Below are 14725 nucleotides of genomic sequence, written 5' to 3' on the forward strand. Positions count from 1 at the left end.
GAGCGGATGATGCGGGACGCGAAGATCACGCAGATCTACGAGGGCACCAACCAGGTCCAGCGCATCGTCATGGCCCGCAACCTCCCGTAATCCGGGCCTGACCTGCACCGACGGCCGGACCGCAGCGCGGCCCGGCCGTCGGCGCCCACGGCGGTGCGCCGATGCTAGGTTCCGGAGAATGAGCGAGAAGGAAGAGCAGGACCTGCCCATGAACGACGGGCCCGCCAAGCCCGCGATGCGCGAGGCGCTGGTCGCCGCGGCCTTCGAGCTCTTCCTGGAGCGCGGCTTCGAGCAGACCACCGTCGACGACATCGTCTCGCTGGCCGGCGTCGGCCGGCGCTCCTTCTTCCGCTACTTCCCGGCGAAGGAGGACGTGGTCTTCCCCGACCACGAGCGCAGCCTCGCCGAGATGACCGAGTTCCTGGACTCCGGCAGCGGCGAGGAGGACCCGGTCAAGCACGCCTGCGACGCCGCCCGTCTGGTCCTGCGGATGTACGCCGAGCAGCCCTCCTTCTCCGTGCAGCGCTACCGGCTGACCCGCAAGGTGCCCGGCCTGCGGGCGTACGAGCTGTCCGTGGTCTGGCGCTACGAGCACACCCTCGCCGCCTACCTCCGCGACCGCTACGCCGACCGCCCGGACGGCCCACTGCGCGCGGACGTGATCGCCGCCGCGGTCGTCGCCGCGCACAACCACGCCCTGCGCACCTGGCTGCGGTCGGGCGGGGAGAGCGACTGGGTGGCAGAGGTGGACGCGGCGATGGCCTTCGTCACCGGCACCTGGAGCGACCGGCCGTCCGAGACCGCCGGCGAGGGCGAGTCCGACGAGGTCGTGGTCCTGGTCGCCAGTCGGCGGGCCCCGCTGTGGCGCATGGTCCAGGGCATCGAGAGCGCCCTCGGCGGCGACACCCGGCAGGCCTGACCGGCAGGCCCGACCGACGTGGCCTGACCGGCAGGCCTGACCGTCGAGGCCTGACCGACGTGGCCTTACCGGGCACGCCTGACCGGCGGGCTCGACGGGCCGTGCCTCGGCTCACCCGTACGCCGCAACTGCGCTCGGGCCGGGCCCGGTTGACGGCCCGCGCGCATCGCCTGCGCGCCGCTGCCCGGCTTCGGCACCGCACCCGCCCTCGCCGTCGGGCCGGCGGCCTCCGCCGCCGCCTGCCGGTCACCAGCGCCGTCCTCCCCACCGCCCTGTTCGGCGGCGAGGCGGCGAACGCGATGCCGCTGCTGATCGTCGCCACGGTGACGGCGTTCATCACCGGCGAGGCGCTCCGGAGCCGGCCGAGACGTGACACCGCCCCGGACGACCGTACGGCGGCGGCCGGGGTCAGCTGACCTCCGAGCCTTCGGGGGCCGACCCGAGGTGGCGCTCGATCTGCTGCTGGTTCTCCACCAACCGCAGGCAGAGGTGGCGCAGTTGGGCCAGCTCGTCCGGGTCGAAGCCACGGAAGACGGCGGCCATCGCACGCTCGGTCGGCACCCGGAAGGCATCCAGCCAGGCCAGGTCCTCAGGGGTGGCGCGGACCAGGACGGGCCGGGCCCTCCCGTTCCAGGGTGTCCACCAGGCCGGTGACATTGCGCGAACCACCCCGCCGGCCCGCGCCAACACGTTCGGTGCGCTGGAAACCCCTGCGGGGGACAGGAAGTGAACATCCGTCGATTCGCGGGTGGCCGCGCCGCCGCATGCGCCATAACGGAGGGGTCCCTGCCCCATCCCTGCCCCACCGGCTCCGACTCCGAGGACCCCACCCATGCCGATCAGCAACTACGGCGTGCTCGCCGCCACCGCCGTCGACCGGCGCCGCGAAGGCGGCACCGACACCCCGCACTACCAGATCCACCTGCGCGACGGGCAGGGCACCGACTACCGCGCGGCGGTCAACGTCCTCTCCCAGCAGGCCCCTTCGGACCTGCTCTACATCGTCGCCGAGAACTTCCGGCACCCCGTCACCGAACTCCTCCCGCCGGCCGGCAGCGGCTGGAACCCGCTGCCCTCCCGGCCCGGCACGGCGAGCCTGGACTTCGTCCGCGGGCACCTCTTCGACCCCGCCGCGATGCGCGTCCTGCCGCCCGACACCCCGGGCGCGGACAACGACCTCGCCGACCTGCTCGACCACTACGTCCAGCAGGCCACCGCCGACCCGGCCGCCACCCTCTACGTCTTCGGCCAGCGCTTCGGCCCCGAACCGGCCGTTCCCGACAAGGTGTTCGGCTTCCTCCCCGGCAACGGCGTCCACGACATCCACCTGAACCAGGGCAACAGCGGCCGTTTCACGAGCGACGACGGCGTCTACCAGGACGGCGGCCTGCTCATCCACCTGCCCGCCCTGGACCGCTGGACCGCGATCTTCCTCGCCTTCCAGTCCCAGTCCTGGCACACCGACGACCGCACCGGCCACACCATCCCCACCCGCACCCCCGTCCCGCACCCCACCCGGCACCACCAGCCCGCCGACCGGCAGCACTGAGGCCGACCCCGCCGCCGCCCGGCCCGGTGATCGGGCCGGGCGGCGGCGGGGCGTTCCGGGATTCTTCGGGATGCTCCGGGATTCCCCGGGAAACGCAAAAGAACCCCAGAAGATTCTGGGGTTCCTGCTGGTGTCCGAGGGGGGACTTGAACCCCCACGCCCGATAAAGGGCACTAGCACCTCAAGCTAGCGCGTCTGCCATTCCGCCACCCGGACTAGGTGTCGCCCTCGCGGCTTCCGATCTCTCGTCCGTCGCGCTGACAGATGTAACTGTAGCAAAGATCGGCTTGGGCTCCCAAAACGGTTCCGGACCGGGGTACGGGGCGGGTGGCGGGAACAAGGGGTCGCGTGTGGCGGGGGCGTGACCAGGGGGTTTCGAGGACGTACGGGGGGTGGATCCGGGTCGGGGGCTGGGGGAGGATGGACGGACGTGCTCGTACGGCCCGGGTGCAGGTCCTGGGGATGGCGCGCTGGTGCGTCGGTGCGGGCCAGAGACGAGGAGTGACCGTGAGCGAGCGGAGCGAGTCGGCGGCGCCGAAGGTGACGGCTGAGTCGGAAGTCGCCGGGATCTGTCGCGATCTGATCCGGATCGACACCAGCAACTACGGCGACGGCTCCGGCCCGGGTGAGCGCAAGGCGGCCGAGTACGTGGCCGAGCAGCTCGCCGAGTTCGGGATCGAGCCGAAGATCTTCGAGTCGGCCAAGGGCCGCGCCTCGACGGTGGTCCGGATCGAGGGCGAGGACCGTTCCCGCCCGGGCCTGCTGATCCACGGCCACACCGACGTGGTGCCGGCCAACGCGGCGGACTGGACGTACGACCCGTTCGGCGGCGAGATCGCCGACGGCTGCGTCTGGGGCCGCGGCGCGGTCGACATGAAGGACATGGACGCGATGACCCTGGCGGTCATCCGGGACCGGCTGCGCACCGGGCGCAAGCCCCCGCGTGACATCGTGCTGGCCTTCCTCGCCGACGAGGAGGCCGGCGGTACGTACGGGGCGCGCTACCTGGTGGACAAGCACCCGGGGCTGTTCGAGGGTGTGACCGAGGCGATCGGCGAGGTCGGCGGCTTCTCCTTCACGGTCAACGACCAGGTCCGCCTCTACCTGGTGGAGACGGCCGAGAAGGGCATGCACTGGATGCGCCTGACGGTCGAGGGCCGGGCCGGCCACGGCTCGATGGAGAACGACGACAACGCGATCACCGAGCTGTGCGAGGCGGTCGCCCGGCTCGGCCGGCACCAGTTCCCGTTGCGGATCACCAAGACCGTCCGGGCCTTCCTGGACGAGCTGTCGGACGCGCTCGGGGTCGAGCTGGACCCGGAGAACATGGACGAGACGCTGCGCGTCCTCGGCGGCATCGCCAAGATGATCGGCACCACGCTGCGCAACACCGCCCAGCCGACCATGCTCGGCGCCGGGTACAAGGTGAACGTGATCCCCGGTCAGGCCACCGCGCACGTGGACGGGCGCTTCCTGCCCGGCTACGAGGAGGAGTTCCTGGCCGAGCTGGACAGCGTGCTCGGCCCGCGGGTGAAGCGCGAGAGCCTGCACTCGGACAAGGCGATCGAGACCGGCTTCGACGGGGCGCTGGTCGAGGCGATGCAGACCGCGCTGCGGGCCGAGGACCCGATCGCCCGCGCGGTGCCGTACTGCCTGTCGGGCGGAACGGACGCCAAGTCCTTCCAGGACCTGGGGATCCGCTGCTTCGGCTTCGCGCCGCTGCAGCTGCCGCCGGAGCTGGACTTCGCGGGGATGTTCCACGGCGTGGACGAGCGGGTGCCGGTGGACGGCCTGAAGTTCGGTGTCCGGGTGCTCGACCGGTTCATCGACGCCTGCTGATCGCGCCCACCGCGTCGCGCCTGCTGATCAGACGACTGGGTCGGCCCGCTCCCGGGGTGCCGGGGGCGGGCCGACCGCATTGTCGGAGCTGATGATTGTGGGACGGGTTCGGGGAGATCGACAGAAACGATTCTGCCGAGAAATGCTTGCCGATCATGTGTGCGAGACCTCACCGTTGCGAGTGAATGGGAAATCTGTTCCGTACCCCGTTTGCCGCAGCGTCGTTCATCCCTGTGCAGCCCGCCGAACGGGTTGCGCTGTCCATACAGGAGGAATGATGAAGGTCAAGAAGATCGCCGCTGTCGCCGCCGCCACCGGTGGCCTGGTGCTCGCCGCCGCCGGTGTCGCATCCGCTCACGCGGGTGCCGAGGGTGTGGCCGCCGGTTCCCCGGGTGTCGCCTCGGGCAACCAGATCCAGGTTCCGGTGCACATCCCGGTGAACGTCTGTGGCAACACCGTCAGCGTGATCGGCGTGCTGAACCCGGCGTTCGGCAACCACTGCGCCAACATCTGAGCCGACGTCCGGGCCGCTGAGGCCTGTTGAGTGGACTCGACCCGGCCCCCGGGCGGCGGACGCGCCGCACCGGGGGCGTTCGCGTGCGCGGGGGCCGTGATACACGACCGACGACATGATCGCTCGATCGAGTGAAGCCACGGCGTTCGGCTCAACCTCGTCGTTCGCCTGTCGTTAACTCCTGTGCAGTCGAAGACCTTGCGTGATTTATGGATAGACCAAAATTCCGACTTTCATAAGGTTCACGTCAACGTCGACGCGTCGTCTCGAAAACGTCCCGAAAACGTCAGGGGAAAACATGAGGAATGTAGCCAAGAAGGGGATCCTCACGGCCGTGGCCACCGGCAGTGTGCTGGCCTCGACCGCCGGCTACGCCTACGCGGGCGCCGAGGCACAGGGGGGTGCCGTCGGGTCACCCGGCGTCGCCTCGGGCAACTCGGTGCAGGTGCCGGTCGAGGTGCCGATCAACGCCTGTGGCAACACGGTCGACGTGATCGGTGCGCTGAACCCGTCGTTCGGCAACCGCTGCGCCAATGCCGGCAGCGGCCGTCACGCGGCGCCCCAGGGCGGTCAGCCCGGTCAGTCCGGCGGCGGCACCGCGAGCTCCGGCACCGGCGGGAACCGGGGCACCACCGCCTCGGGCTCCTCCGCCTCCGGCACCGCCGCGGGATCGCCCGGCGTCGCCTCCGGCAACAGCATCCAGGCCCCCGTGCACGTCCCGGTCAACGCCTGCGGCAACTCCGTCAACGTGGCCGGCGTCGGCAACCCGGCCTTCGGCAACGACTGCGGCAACGTGGCGAAGCCCGCCCCGGCCCCCGCCCCGAAGCCGAGCGACGACTGCTCCGAGAGCAGCCACCCGGCCCCGCCGCAGCCCGGGGGCGAGACCCCCCCGGGCAACCCGCGCAACGGCGGCTCGTCCACCACGACCCCCGCCGCGCCCACCGCCAACGGCGGCCCGAGCGTCCAGGCCGTCCCGGCCGCCGCCCGTACGTCGGCCCCGGCCGCCACCGCGCCCGGCGCCCCCGTCGACAGCCAGCTGGCCTCCACCGGCGCCGGCGGCGTCGAGATGCTCGGCGCGGCCGGGCTGGCGCTGCTGCTCGGCGGTGGCGTGCTCTACCGCCGCGCCCGCGCCGGGGCCCGCTGAACCGGTAGTCCGCGGCCCCGGTAGGCCGTGGAGCCGGTAAGTCCTCGGGCCCGGTAGGCCGTGGACCCGGTGGATAGCGGACCCGGGCCTCCTCACGCGCGGCTGCGCGCACCCGCCGCGGAAACGACGCACCCGCGGTCGCCGGATGATCCGGCGACCGCGGGTGCGCGAGGGTTTCGTGCCGGCTCCCGCCCGGGGCAAGGCGACCCGCCCGTCACCAGTTCCGGACCTGGCGGATGATCCTCCGCTTGAGCCGGACCGTCCGGCTGCCGTCGGGGAACAGCCTCAGCCGGTCGAGCTCCCAGTGCCCGTACTCGGCATGCTCGGTGAGCAGTTGGCGTGCCGCGTTCCGCGTGGTGCCACGCGGCATGCGCAGCGACTGGTACTCGTACTCCGGCTGCCGGACCGGCTTGCTTGGGATCAAAACGCTCCTCCTGGGGATCACCTGCGGGCAAGCCTACGGCCTGCCCCGGACAGTCGGCCCGGGTATTTCCGGCCGTCCTCCGGTGCGAAAGCGGCGGCCCGAGGGCTCGCGGCCTGAACGGTCGACTGACAGTGCATCAGTTCTGTTGCACCTGTGGAGGGGATACCCCGATCCCGGCGCGGGAAGCGAGGCCAGGGCGGCCCCGCCCGACCCGCCGCGCGCCCTCTGCGCCCGTCCCACGCCGGTACCACGGGGGGACGTACCTGTGCAGATCGGACATCAGGGCGGAAGTTGCGGTGAAATCGCGGGTGTAGGTGACAACCGCTGTGCGTACCGACACCGCGGGGAGATAGCGTCTGCACCATGTCTGATGCCGCGCAGCCAACCATTGCCGAGGTACGCGCCGCCGCTGAGGCGGTCAAGGCCGCCATCGACCGTCATCTGGAAGCGGTGTCAAGCCCCAACGCAGCGGATGATCCCGCCGTGTCCGCCGCCTACGAGCAGCTCGCGACGGCGGCCATCGCCTACGACCAACTCCTGTACGAGGCCTACGACGAGGTCACGCCCTTCGAGATCCCCGGGGACGAGGGGCCCGGCGGGTACCACGGCCCCGAACAGCCCGAGGCGATCAGCGTGCTGATCCGCCGTGACTACCACGTCGTCGACCCGAAGCGGTTGCGCGCCCAGGCCGAGCGCCTGGACGAGTCGCTGACCCCGGGCGGTGCCGGTGCGGGCGGGGTGAACGCCGCGATCGGCGTGCTGTTCGGCGAGTACGAGCCGGACGAGATCGCCGCCCGCAGCGAGGAGTTCGGCCTGGAGGAGGGGGACTCGACGCTCTGGGTCGCGGCGGCCGAGCCGACCGAGCCGGGGGAGTGGCTGCCGGAGCCCTTCGAGCACGCCGACCCGCAGCTGCTGATCTGCCGGTTCGACGTGAGCGAGGTCTACGACGACGAGGACCCGGACGACTGACTCCGTCCGGGACGGACGACGGGCGGGCCCCCACCACCGGGGGCCCGCCCGTCGCGCTTCTGCGGCTGAGCCTGTCCGCGCCTCGGCGCACCGGGTTCCAGCGCACCGGGTTCCAGCGCACCGAGTCTCAGTGCATCGGCCTCAAGCCTCCGGGGCGGCGTTCTCGGCGAGGACCGCCCGCAGCCGGGTGGTACGCGGCTGCGCCGGGCGCTCGGCGACGGCCTGGGCGAGGGCCGGGCCCGCCGCGTGCACCACGGACAGGTGCCGCTCGGCCCGGCCGAAGGCGGTGTAGACCCACTGCCGGGTGAGCGCCGGAGCGGCGTCCTCCGGGAGCACGACCACCGCGCCCGGCCAGCGACGGCCGAGCGCCTGGTGGACCGTCAGCGCCCAGCCGTGCCGCAGCCGGGCGGCCTCGGCGGGCGGGACGGTCCGGCGCGAGCCGTCCGCGTACTCCAGGTGCAGGCCGGTCGCGTCGCCGTCCAGCACCCGGGCCGGGCGGGTGATACCGGGTGCGGGGGAGTCGACCACCCGGTCGCCCGGGTCGAAGCCGCCGAACCGGCCGGGGCCGGGGTTGAGCCGCGCCTTGGCGGCGGCGTTCAGCGCCCGGGTGCCGGCCGCACCGCCGTGGCCGGGGGTGAGCATCACCACCTGCTCGGCGGGGATGCCGAGGGCGCGCGGGATGGAGTCGGTGAGCAGCTGGATGGCTCGGTGGACGGCCTCGCCGGCGTCCTTGGCGGTCAGGATGACCACCTCCTTGTCCGGCGCCTCGACCGGCTGGAGTTCGCCGATGCCGATGCCGGAGACCAGCTCGCCGATCGGGCCGAAGTCCGGGGTGCGGGAGGCGACCGCCGGGCAGACCTTGGCGGCCAGCAGGTCGGCGAAGAAGCGGCCGGGGCCGGCCGACCAGAGCTGGCCCGGGTCGCCGCTGAGCACCAGCCGGGTGCCGTCGGCGAGCGACTCCAGGACGGTCGCGGCCAGTTCGACGTCCAGCAGCGGGGCGTCCAGGACGACCAGCAGGTCCAGGGCGAGCGTGCCGTCCGGGGCGCGGCCGGGGCCGGCCGCGCCGGCGAGCAGGTCGGCGAGGGTGACCACGGGGAGTCCGGCCGCCCCGCTCCCCGCGAGCGCGAGGAAGGAGTCCCGGCCCTGGTCGGTCCAGGTGGCGGCCCAGGCCCGCAGCCCGAGACCCCGGGCGGCGGCGATCAGCGCCACCGGTTCGGCGCGGGCCGCCTCGCCGCCGGTGTGCAGCACCAGGGCGCTGTCGGCGACGGCGCGGATGAGGGCGGTCGCGGAAGAGGAGGGCGCGGCCTCGGCCGCCGCTTCCCAGGCGGCCGGGCCGGGGGCAGCTCCGGTCTCCGCGTCGGCCTCGGTCTCCGTGTCGGTCTCGGCCTCATCCTCCGTCTCGGCCTCGGCCTCGGCCTCGGCCTCGGCCTCCGCGTCGGGCTCGGCGGTGTCCTCGCCGGGCACGAAGGTGGCCATCAGCTGGAGCAGCTTCTCCGCGAGGCTGACCTCCGCCATCGCCGGCCCCTCCAGCGCGAGCAGCGTCCGGGTCGGCGGCTCGTCGTCCTCGCCGCCCGCCGCGTGCGCCTCGGCCCCGGTGAGCTCCTCCTGGGAGGGCAGCACCCGCCCGTCCTCGACGGCGGCCTGGACCGCGGCGACCGGGTCCGGCATCCGGAGCCGGTCGAGCCCGGCGGTCACCTCGGCCAGTTCCAGGGCCGAGTGCCCGCGCAGCGCCGCCTGCTCCAGCAGCCACTGCACCAGTGCCTGGGCGCGGCGAGGGTCGCCCGGCTCGGCGTCGGGGCCGAGCAGTCCGCGGGCGAAGCCGTCCGCCTGCTCGGGACGGACACCGGGCAGGCCCAGCACCGCCCACGGGTCCTCGCGCAGCCGCTCGGCGGCGTCGTCGCCGAGCTCGGCCACGGCGGCGGCCGCCAGTTCGGCCGGGGCGCCGCCGGCGGTCAGCACTGCGGCGGTGGCGCCGAGCGCGTCACCGGGATGAAGGCCGGGCACCACCGCGGCCACCGCAGCCGGGGCAGCGGGAGCGGCCGGACCGCTCCCGCTCGCAGCGTCCGCAACGGGAGCCTTGGGCCCCGACGGCGGCTGCCGGACCGGTTCCTGCGGAGCCGAGGCTCGGGGCGTCGACCCCTGCGCGGCGATCTCCCGCATCCGCTGCGCCAGTTCCGCGACCTTCGCCGCCTTCTCCTCGGGGGTCAGCTGGGCCCCGGCCGTCGCCTCCGGAGCGCCGTTCCCCGTGTCACTCATCGTCGTCCGCTCCAAAGGTCACTCCACTACACGTTCCACTCGACGATCCGGCCCGGGCGTCACAGCTCGGTCCACCCCTGGTCCGGGTAGCGGTGCACGGGCGACGAGATGTCGTCCAGCGCGCTGCGGATCTCACCCGGAAGCGTAAGCGCCTCCACCGACAACGCCGCCTGCAGCTGTGCCACGGTCCGCGCCCCGACCAGCGCGCTCGCGACTCCGGGCCGGTCCCGGACCCAGGCGAGTGCGACCTCCAGCGGGCTGCTGGCGAGCCCGTCGGCGGCGGTGGCGAGGGCGTCCACGATCCGCCGCGAGCGCTCCCCGAGGTACGGCTGGACGAAGCCGGTCAGGTACGGCGAGGCGCCGCGCGAGTCCTGCGGGACGCCGTGCCGGTACTTGCCGGTGAGCACCCCGCGGCCGAGCGGCGAGCCGGCCAGCACGCCGATCCCGGCGTCCAGGGCGGCGGGCAGGGCCTCGCGTTCGATCCCGCGCTGCAGCAGCGAGTACTCCAGCTGTGCCCCGGCCAGCGCCCCCCGTCCGTGGTGGGCGTGCTGCCAGGTGGCGGCCTTGGCAAGCTGCCAGCCGCTGAAGTCGCAGACCCCGACGTAGCGGGCGCGCCCGGAGGAGACGGCGATGTCGAGGGCGCTGAGGGTCTCCTCGACCGGGGTCGTCGGGTCGAAGGAGTGCACCTGCCACAGGTCGACGTAGTCGGTGCCGAGGCGGTGCAGCGAGGCGTCCAGGGCGGCGAGCAGGTGGCCGCGCGAGCCGTCGAAGCGGCGGGCGCTCTCGGGGACGCTGCCGGCCTTGGTGGCGATGACGAGTTCGGAGCGGGGGATGAGGTTGTCGGTGAGCCGGGAGATCAGGTATTCGGCGCCGCCGTCGGCGTACACGTCGGCGGTGTCGACCAGGTTGCCGCCGGCGTCGACGAACTCCTTGAGCTGCTCGGCGGCCTCGTGCTCGTCGGTGTCGCGGCCCCAGGTCATGGTGCCGAGGCCGAGCCGGGAGACCTGTAGGCCGGTACGGCCCAGGTGACGCTGTTCCATCGGGCGGGCCTTTCACTGGCCGGTGGCCCCGGGCGGTTCCGGTAGCCGTGTAAACGCGCAGGTGGGGCGTGCGCTCCCCACGTCGGCTGAGCGTAGCGGCCGGTGCCCGGGCGGGGGCGAAGACCCGCAGGACGTCGACGGCCGGTGCGGCCGGGGCGCGTGTGACCCAGACCACCACTACTCGTCAGTAGCATGTCCGGCGCGGGCGCGGTTACCCTCGGCCCGACCCCAACCCACTGGAAGGTGCGGCAGATGCGACTCGGTATCAACCTCGGCTACTGGGGACTCGGCATGGACGCCGACAACATCGCCGTGGCCCAGGAGGCGGACCGGCTCGGCTACGCGGTCTGCTGGGCGGCGGAGGCGTACGGCTCGGACGCCGCGACGGTGCTCAGCTACGTCGCCGCGAAGACCGAGCGGATCGACGTCGGTTCGGCCATCTTCCAGATCCCGGCCCGCACGCCGGCGATGACGGCGATGACCGCCGCGACCCTGGACACCCTCTCCGGCGGCCGGTTCCGCCTGGGCCTCGGCGTCTCCGGCCCGCAGGTCTCCGAGGGCTGGTACGGCGTGAAGTTCGACAAGCCGCTGGCCCGCACCCGCGAGTACGTGGAGATCATCCGCAAGGCGATGTCCCGCGAGCGCCTGGTCCACGAGGGCGCGAACTGGACGCTGCCGCTGCCCGGTGGCCCGGGCAAGCCGATCAAGCTCACCGTGCACCCGGTGCGCGAGCACATCCCGCTGTACATCGCCGCGATCGGCCCGAAGAACCTGGAGCTGACCGGCGAGATCGCCGACGGCTGGCTCGGCATCTTCTTCTCGCCCGAGCACGCCGCGATGTCCCTCGACCCGCTGACGGCCGGCCGCGCCAAGGCCGGGAAGACGCTGGACGGCTTCGACCTCTGCCCGACCGTGAACCTGGCGGTCGGCGAGGACATCAAGGCCGGGGTCGACGGCCTGCGCTCGTACGCCGCGCTCTACATCGGCGGCATGGGCAGCAAGGAGAAGAACTTCTACAACCAGCTGACCCGGCGGATGGGCTTCGAGCAGGCCGCCGACGAGATCCAGGAGAAGTACCTGGCCAGGGACTACGCGGGCGCCGCGGCCGCCGTCCCGCACGACCTGATCGACGCCACCTCGCTGATCGGCGACACCGCCCGGATCGCCGACCGGATGCAGGCCTACGCCGACGCGGGCGTCACCACGCTCACCCTGGCGCCCTCCGGCTTCACCCTGGACGAGCGGATCCGGGCGCTGCGCACGGGCGTCGAGGCACTGGAGCGCGCCGGCCTGGCTTAGGACGCGCCGGGGAACGGGCGGCACTACAGCCAGTCGTGCCGCTTGAACACCCGGTGCAGGGCCACGCAGACCACGGCCATCAGCGCCAGCACCGCCGGGTACCCCCAGGGCTGGTGCAGTTCCGGCATGTCGTCGAAGTTCATGCCGTAGATGCCCGCGATCATCGTCGGCACGGCGGCCAGCGCCGCCCAGGCCGAGATCTTCCGCATGTCGTTGTTCTGCTGCACGCTGACCTGCGCCAGGTTGGCGTTGAGGATGTCGGTCAGCAGCCGGTCCATGCCGTCCACCTGGTCGTTGACCCGGGCCAGGTGGTCGGCGACGTCCCGCAGGTAGGGCGCCGTCTCGGGGCGGACGAAGCGGGCACCGCGCTCCAGCGTCAGCATCGGCTCCAGCAGCGGGCCGGTGGCGCGGCGCACGGACATCACCTGGCGCTTGTAGCCGTAGATCCGCCCGGCGGTGTCGCGGCCGACCCGGCCGGGGGTGAAGATGTCCGACTCCAGCTCGTCCAGGTCGGTCTGCAGCGCGGTGGCCACCTCCACGTAGCCGTCCACGATGGTGTCGGCGACCGAGTGCAGCACCGAACTGGGCCCGTAGCGGAGCAGTTCGGGCTCCTTCTCCAGCCGGGCCCGCAGGTCGCCGAGCGGGCTGTCCTCGCCGTGCCGGACGGTCATCACGAAGTCGCGGCCGAGGAAGACCATCACCTCGCCGATCGTGACGACGTGCGCGCCGGGGGCGTAGCCGAGGGTCTTCAGGGTGAGGAGAAGCGAGCCCTGGTAGGCCTCGGCCTTGGGGCGCTGGTGGGCGCTGACGGCGTCCTCGACGGCCAGCGGGTGCAGTGCGAACTGCCGGCCGACGTGGTCGAGTTCCTCGGCGGTCGGCTCGAAGAGGCCTATCCAGACGAAGCCGTCCGGACCGGCCGCGCGGGCGGCGGCGAGCGCGCCGGCCAGGTCGTCGGGGGCCTCGATCCGGTGGCCGTCGCAGTAGGCGGCGCAGTGGACGATCATGCGGGCCATTGTCACCCGATCGCGGCCGTCCGGCACGGATCCGGAGCGGATCCACCCCGGATCCACCCCTGATCCACCCCGGAGCCGGGGCGGAACGGCCCCACCGCCCGGCCCGCCGGACCCGCGACCGGGCAGATAACCGGACGGTAACCGGCCCCCACGGCCCTGCCCGGAGGCCGTAGGCTGAGCCCCATGCCCACCCTGCTGCTCGTCCGTCACGGCCGCTCCACCGCGAACACCGCCGGAATCCTGGCCGGTTGGACCCCCGGCGTGGATCTCGACGACACCGGGCGCGCGCAGGCCGCCGCGCTGGCCGACCGGCTGGCCGGCATCCCGCTGGCGCAGGCCGTCAGCAGCCCGCTGGAGCGCTGTCGGCAGACCCTGGAGCCGCTGCTGGCCGCCCGGCCCGAGCTGGCCGAGCCGACCGAGGACGAGCGGCTGGGGGAGTGCCACTACGGCGAGTGGACCGGTCGTCCGCTGGCCGAGCTGGCCAAGGAGCCGCTCTGGCGCACCGTCCAGGACCACGCGGCCGCCGCGGCCTTCCCCGGCGGAGAGTCGCTGCGCGAGCTGAGCCACCGCACGGTGAGCGCGGTGCGCGAGTGGAACGGGAAGGTCGCCGCCGAGCACGGCGAGGACGCGGTCTGGATCGCCTGCTCGCACGGCGACGTGATCAAGGCGGTGGTGGCCGACGCGCTCGGCCTGCACCTGGACCACTTCCAGCGCATCAGCGTCGAGCCCTGCTCGGTCACCGCGATCCGCTACACCCCGCACCGGCCCTTCGTGCTGAGGATGGGCGACACCGGCGACCTCGCCTCGCTGGCGCCGAGGACCGGCCCCGCCCCGGCCACCCCGGCCGGCGACGCGGTGGTCGGCGGCACCGCCTGAGCGGCGCCGCCGGTGGCACGAGCCCGCGGCGCCGCCGGTGGCACGAGCCCGCGGCGCCGCCCCCCAGTGCCGACTCACACTGCCCGACCCGTGGCGCAAGCCCGCGGCACCCGTCCGAGCGGCACCGCCCGGGCGCCCGTGTCACCCCGCCCGCGGCCGTCGGCTCGGCTCCCCGGCCGAAGCCCGAAGGTCGTAGGGTGACTAACGAGTCCGAACACCCGCGATCCCCCACGGCGGATTCGCGCCGACCGACACGATCCGGAGCGAGAGCGTGACCCGTCAGGTCTACTTCTACGACCAGCCCGAACGGTTCGTGGCCGGCACCGTCGGCCAGCCCGGCGCCAGGGCGTTCTACCTGCAGGCCAGCGCCCGGGGCCGGATCACCAGCGTGCTGCTGGAGAAGACCCAGGTCGCGGCGCTCGCCGAGCGCATCGAGGAGGTCCTGGACGAGGCGCTGCGGCGCAGCGGCGGCGACGCCTCCATCCCGGCCGCCGCCCCGAAGGACCTGCTCGACACCGCCCCGCTCGACCTGCCGCTGGAGCAGGAGTTCCGGGTCGGCACGATGGCCCTGGCCTGGGACAGCGTGGACGGCTGCCTGGTCGTCGAGGCGCAGGCGCTGGTCGAGGAGGAGGAAGAGGAGGAGGACGCCGCCGAGGCGGTCTTCACCGACGACGACACCGGCCCGGACATGCTGCGGGTGCGGCTGACCGGCGCGATGGCCCGGGTGTTCGCCAAACGCGCGCTGGACCTGGTCGCGGCCGGCCGCAAGCCCTGCCCGTTCTGCAACCTGCCGCTCGACCCGGAGGGCCACCTGTGCCCGCGCGCGAACGGCTACCGGCGCTGAACACCGAGACCCCGCCGCAGGCCGACCCGACGGCCGCCG

The 14725-nt window shown here is 73.3% G+C and carries 16 protein-coding genes and 1 tRNA gene; 11 read left to right on the top strand and 6 right to left on the bottom strand.

Translation table 11 applies throughout. The annotated features are described in order from the left end of the window. The 3 genes from ACZ52R_RS12705 to ACZ52R_RS12715 all read left to right on the top strand — a co-directional run. On the top strand, positions 1–90 hold a 90-nt coding region (locus tag ACZ52R_RS12705), incomplete at its 5' end, for an acyl-CoA dehydrogenase family protein (protein ID WP_144385854.1). Between the two features lie 88 nt (positions 91–178). Further along, on the top strand, positions 179–919 hold the full coding sequence (locus ACZ52R_RS12710) for a TetR family transcriptional regulator (protein ID WP_360498194.1): 741 nt from the start codon (positions 179–181) through the stop codon (positions 917–919). 101 nt (positions 920–1020) lie between these two features. After that, complete coding sequence (locus ACZ52R_RS12715) at positions 1021–1335, top strand: hypothetical protein (protein ID WP_465753448.1); 315 nt, start codon at positions 1021–1023, stop codon at positions 1333–1335. Here ACZ52R_RS12715 and ACZ52R_RS12720 read toward each other — a convergent pair. After that, complete coding sequence (locus ACZ52R_RS12720; RefSeq protein ID WP_465661770.1) at positions 1328–1576, bottom strand: hypothetical protein; 249 nt, start codon at positions 1574–1576, stop codon at positions 1328–1330. The two genes, ACZ52R_RS12715 and ACZ52R_RS12720, sit on opposite strands and share 8 nt — an antisense overlap. 175 nt (positions 1577–1751) lie before the next feature. Between ACZ52R_RS12720 and ACZ52R_RS12725 the strand changes: the two genes are divergently transcribed. Further along, a complete protein-coding gene (locus tag ACZ52R_RS12725) occupies positions 1752–2468 on the top strand; it encodes a DUF2278 family protein (protein ID WP_465753449.1) in 717 nt (238 codons plus the stop codon). Between the two features lie 128 nt (positions 2469–2596). On the opposite strand, the gene ACZ52R_RS12730 is transcribed toward ACZ52R_RS12725, so the two are convergent. Then, a tRNA-Leu gene (locus ACZ52R_RS12730) sits at positions 2597–2684 on the bottom strand. Between the two features lie 246 nt (positions 2685–2930). On the opposite strand from ACZ52R_RS12730, the gene ACZ52R_RS12735 reads away from it, so the two are divergent. The 3 genes from ACZ52R_RS12735 (at position 2931) to ACZ52R_RS12745 (ending at position 5965) form a co-directional block, all read left to right on the top strand. Continuing rightward, on the top strand, positions 2931–4307 hold the full coding sequence (locus ACZ52R_RS12735) for a M20/M25/M40 family metallo-hydrolase (protein ID WP_465625588.1): 1377 nt from the start codon (positions 2931–2933) through the stop codon (positions 4305–4307). A 277-nt stretch (positions 4308–4584) separates the two neighbouring features. Further along, on the top strand, positions 4585–4821 hold the full coding sequence (locus ACZ52R_RS12740) for a chaplin (RefSeq protein WP_465625543.1): 237 nt from the start codon (positions 4585–4587) through the stop codon (positions 4819–4821). 298 nt (positions 4822–5119) lie between these two features. After that, positions 5120–5965, top strand: a complete 846-nt coding sequence (locus tag ACZ52R_RS12745) for a chaplin (protein ID WP_465625544.1) — start codon at positions 5120–5122, stop codon at positions 5963–5965. Positions 5966–6179: 214 nt separating this feature from the next. Here ACZ52R_RS12745 and ACZ52R_RS12750 read toward each other — a convergent pair whose 3' ends face one another. Then, the gene (locus ACZ52R_RS12750) at positions 6180–6386 is read right to left on the bottom strand and encodes a DUF5703 family protein (protein ID WP_360498519.1); all 207 of its coding nucleotides are present in this window, start codon (positions 6384–6386) and stop codon (positions 6180–6182) included. Positions 6387–6752: 366 nt separating this feature from the next. Between ACZ52R_RS12750 and ACZ52R_RS12755 the strand changes: the two genes are divergently transcribed. Next, positions 6753–7358 carry a hypothetical protein gene (locus tag ACZ52R_RS12755; RefSeq protein ID WP_465625545.1) on the top strand — a complete coding sequence of 202 codons (606 nt, stop codon included), beginning with the start codon at positions 6753–6755 and terminating at the stop codon, positions 7356–7358. A gap of 141 nt (positions 7359–7499) precedes the next feature. Here the strand turns inward: ACZ52R_RS12755 and ACZ52R_RS12760 are convergent, their stop codons facing one another. Further along, the gene (locus ACZ52R_RS12760) at positions 7500–9614 is read right to left on the bottom strand and encodes a helix-hairpin-helix domain-containing protein (RefSeq protein WP_465753450.1); all 2115 of its coding nucleotides are present in this window, start codon (positions 9612–9614) and stop codon (positions 7500–7502) included. Positions 9615–9673: 59 nt separating this feature from the next. Further along, the gene (locus ACZ52R_RS12765) at positions 9674–10654 is read right to left on the bottom strand and encodes an aldo/keto reductase (protein WP_465625547.1); all 981 of its coding nucleotides are present in this window, start codon (positions 10652–10654) and stop codon (positions 9674–9676) included. A gap of 252 nt (positions 10655–10906) precedes the next feature. On the opposite strand from ACZ52R_RS12765, the gene ACZ52R_RS12770 reads away from it, so the two are divergent. Then, on the top strand, positions 10907–11953 hold the full coding sequence (locus ACZ52R_RS12770; protein WP_360498212.1) for an LLM class F420-dependent oxidoreductase: 1047 nt from the start codon (positions 10907–10909) through the stop codon (positions 11951–11953). 23 nt (positions 11954–11976) lie between these two features. Here ACZ52R_RS12770 and ACZ52R_RS12775 read toward each other — a convergent pair whose 3' ends face one another. Further along, entirely contained in the window at positions 11977–12957 is a 981-nt protein-coding gene (locus ACZ52R_RS12775; protein ID WP_465753451.1) for a magnesium and cobalt transport protein CorA, read from the bottom strand. 192 nt (positions 12958–13149) lie between these two features. Here ACZ52R_RS12775 and ACZ52R_RS12780 point away from each other — a divergent pair, with 192 nt between their 5' ends. Then, positions 13150–13842 (top strand): histidine phosphatase family protein, encoded by a 693-nt coding sequence (locus ACZ52R_RS12780; protein ID WP_465625549.1) that lies wholly within the window; start codon positions 13150–13152, stop codon positions 13840–13842. A gap of 271 nt (positions 13843–14113) precedes the next feature. After that, positions 14114–14686, top strand: coding sequence for a DUF3090 family protein (locus ACZ52R_RS12785; protein ID WP_360498218.1), 573 nt, complete (start codon positions 14114–14116; stop codon positions 14684–14686). Positions 14687–14725: the final 39 nt, after the last annotated feature.

It is taken from the genome of Kitasatospora sp. NPDC034023 (assembly GCF_055575795.1).

Coding starts and splice junctions, on each gene's coding strand:
- ACZ52R_RS12710 (WP_360498194.1), top strand. CDS start 179: ATGAGCGAGAAGGAAGAGCAGGACCTGCCCATGAACGACGGGCCCGCC.
- ACZ52R_RS12720 (WP_465661770.1), bottom strand. CDS start 1,576: ATGTCACCGGCCTGGTGGACACCCTGGAACGGGAGGGCCCGGCCCGTC.
- ACZ52R_RS12725 (WP_465753449.1), top strand. CDS start 1,752: ATGCCGATCAGCAACTACGGCGTGCTCGCCGCCACCGCCGTCGACCGG.
- ACZ52R_RS12735 (WP_465625588.1), top strand. CDS start 2,931: ATGGCGCGCTGGTGCGTCGGTGCGGGCCAGAGACGAGGAGTGACCGTG.
- ACZ52R_RS12740 (WP_465625543.1), top strand. CDS start 4,585: ATGAAGGTCAAGAAGATCGCCGCTGTCGCCGCCGCCACCGGTGGCCTG.
- ACZ52R_RS12745 (WP_465625544.1), top strand. CDS start 5,120: ATGAGGAATGTAGCCAAGAAGGGGATCCTCACGGCCGTGGCCACCGGC.
- ACZ52R_RS12755 (WP_465625545.1), top strand. CDS start 6,753: ATGTCTGATGCCGCGCAGCCAACCATTGCCGAGGTACGCGCCGCCGCT.
- ACZ52R_RS12760 (WP_465753450.1), bottom strand. CDS start 9,614: ATGAGTGACACGGGGAACGGCGCTCCGGAGGCGACGGCCGGGGCCCAG.
- ACZ52R_RS12765 (WP_465625547.1), bottom strand. CDS start 10,654: ATGGAACAGCGTCACCTGGGCCGTACCGGCCTACAGGTCTCCCGGCTC.
- ACZ52R_RS12770 (WP_360498212.1), top strand. CDS start 10,907: ATGCGACTCGGTATCAACCTCGGCTACTGGGGACTCGGCATGGACGCC.
- ACZ52R_RS12775 (WP_465753451.1), bottom strand. CDS start 12,957: ATGATCGTCCACTGCGCCGCCTACTGCGACGGCCACCGGATCGAGGCC.
- ACZ52R_RS12780 (WP_465625549.1), top strand. CDS start 13,150: ATGCCCACCCTGCTGCTCGTCCGTCACGGCCGCTCCACCGCGAACACC.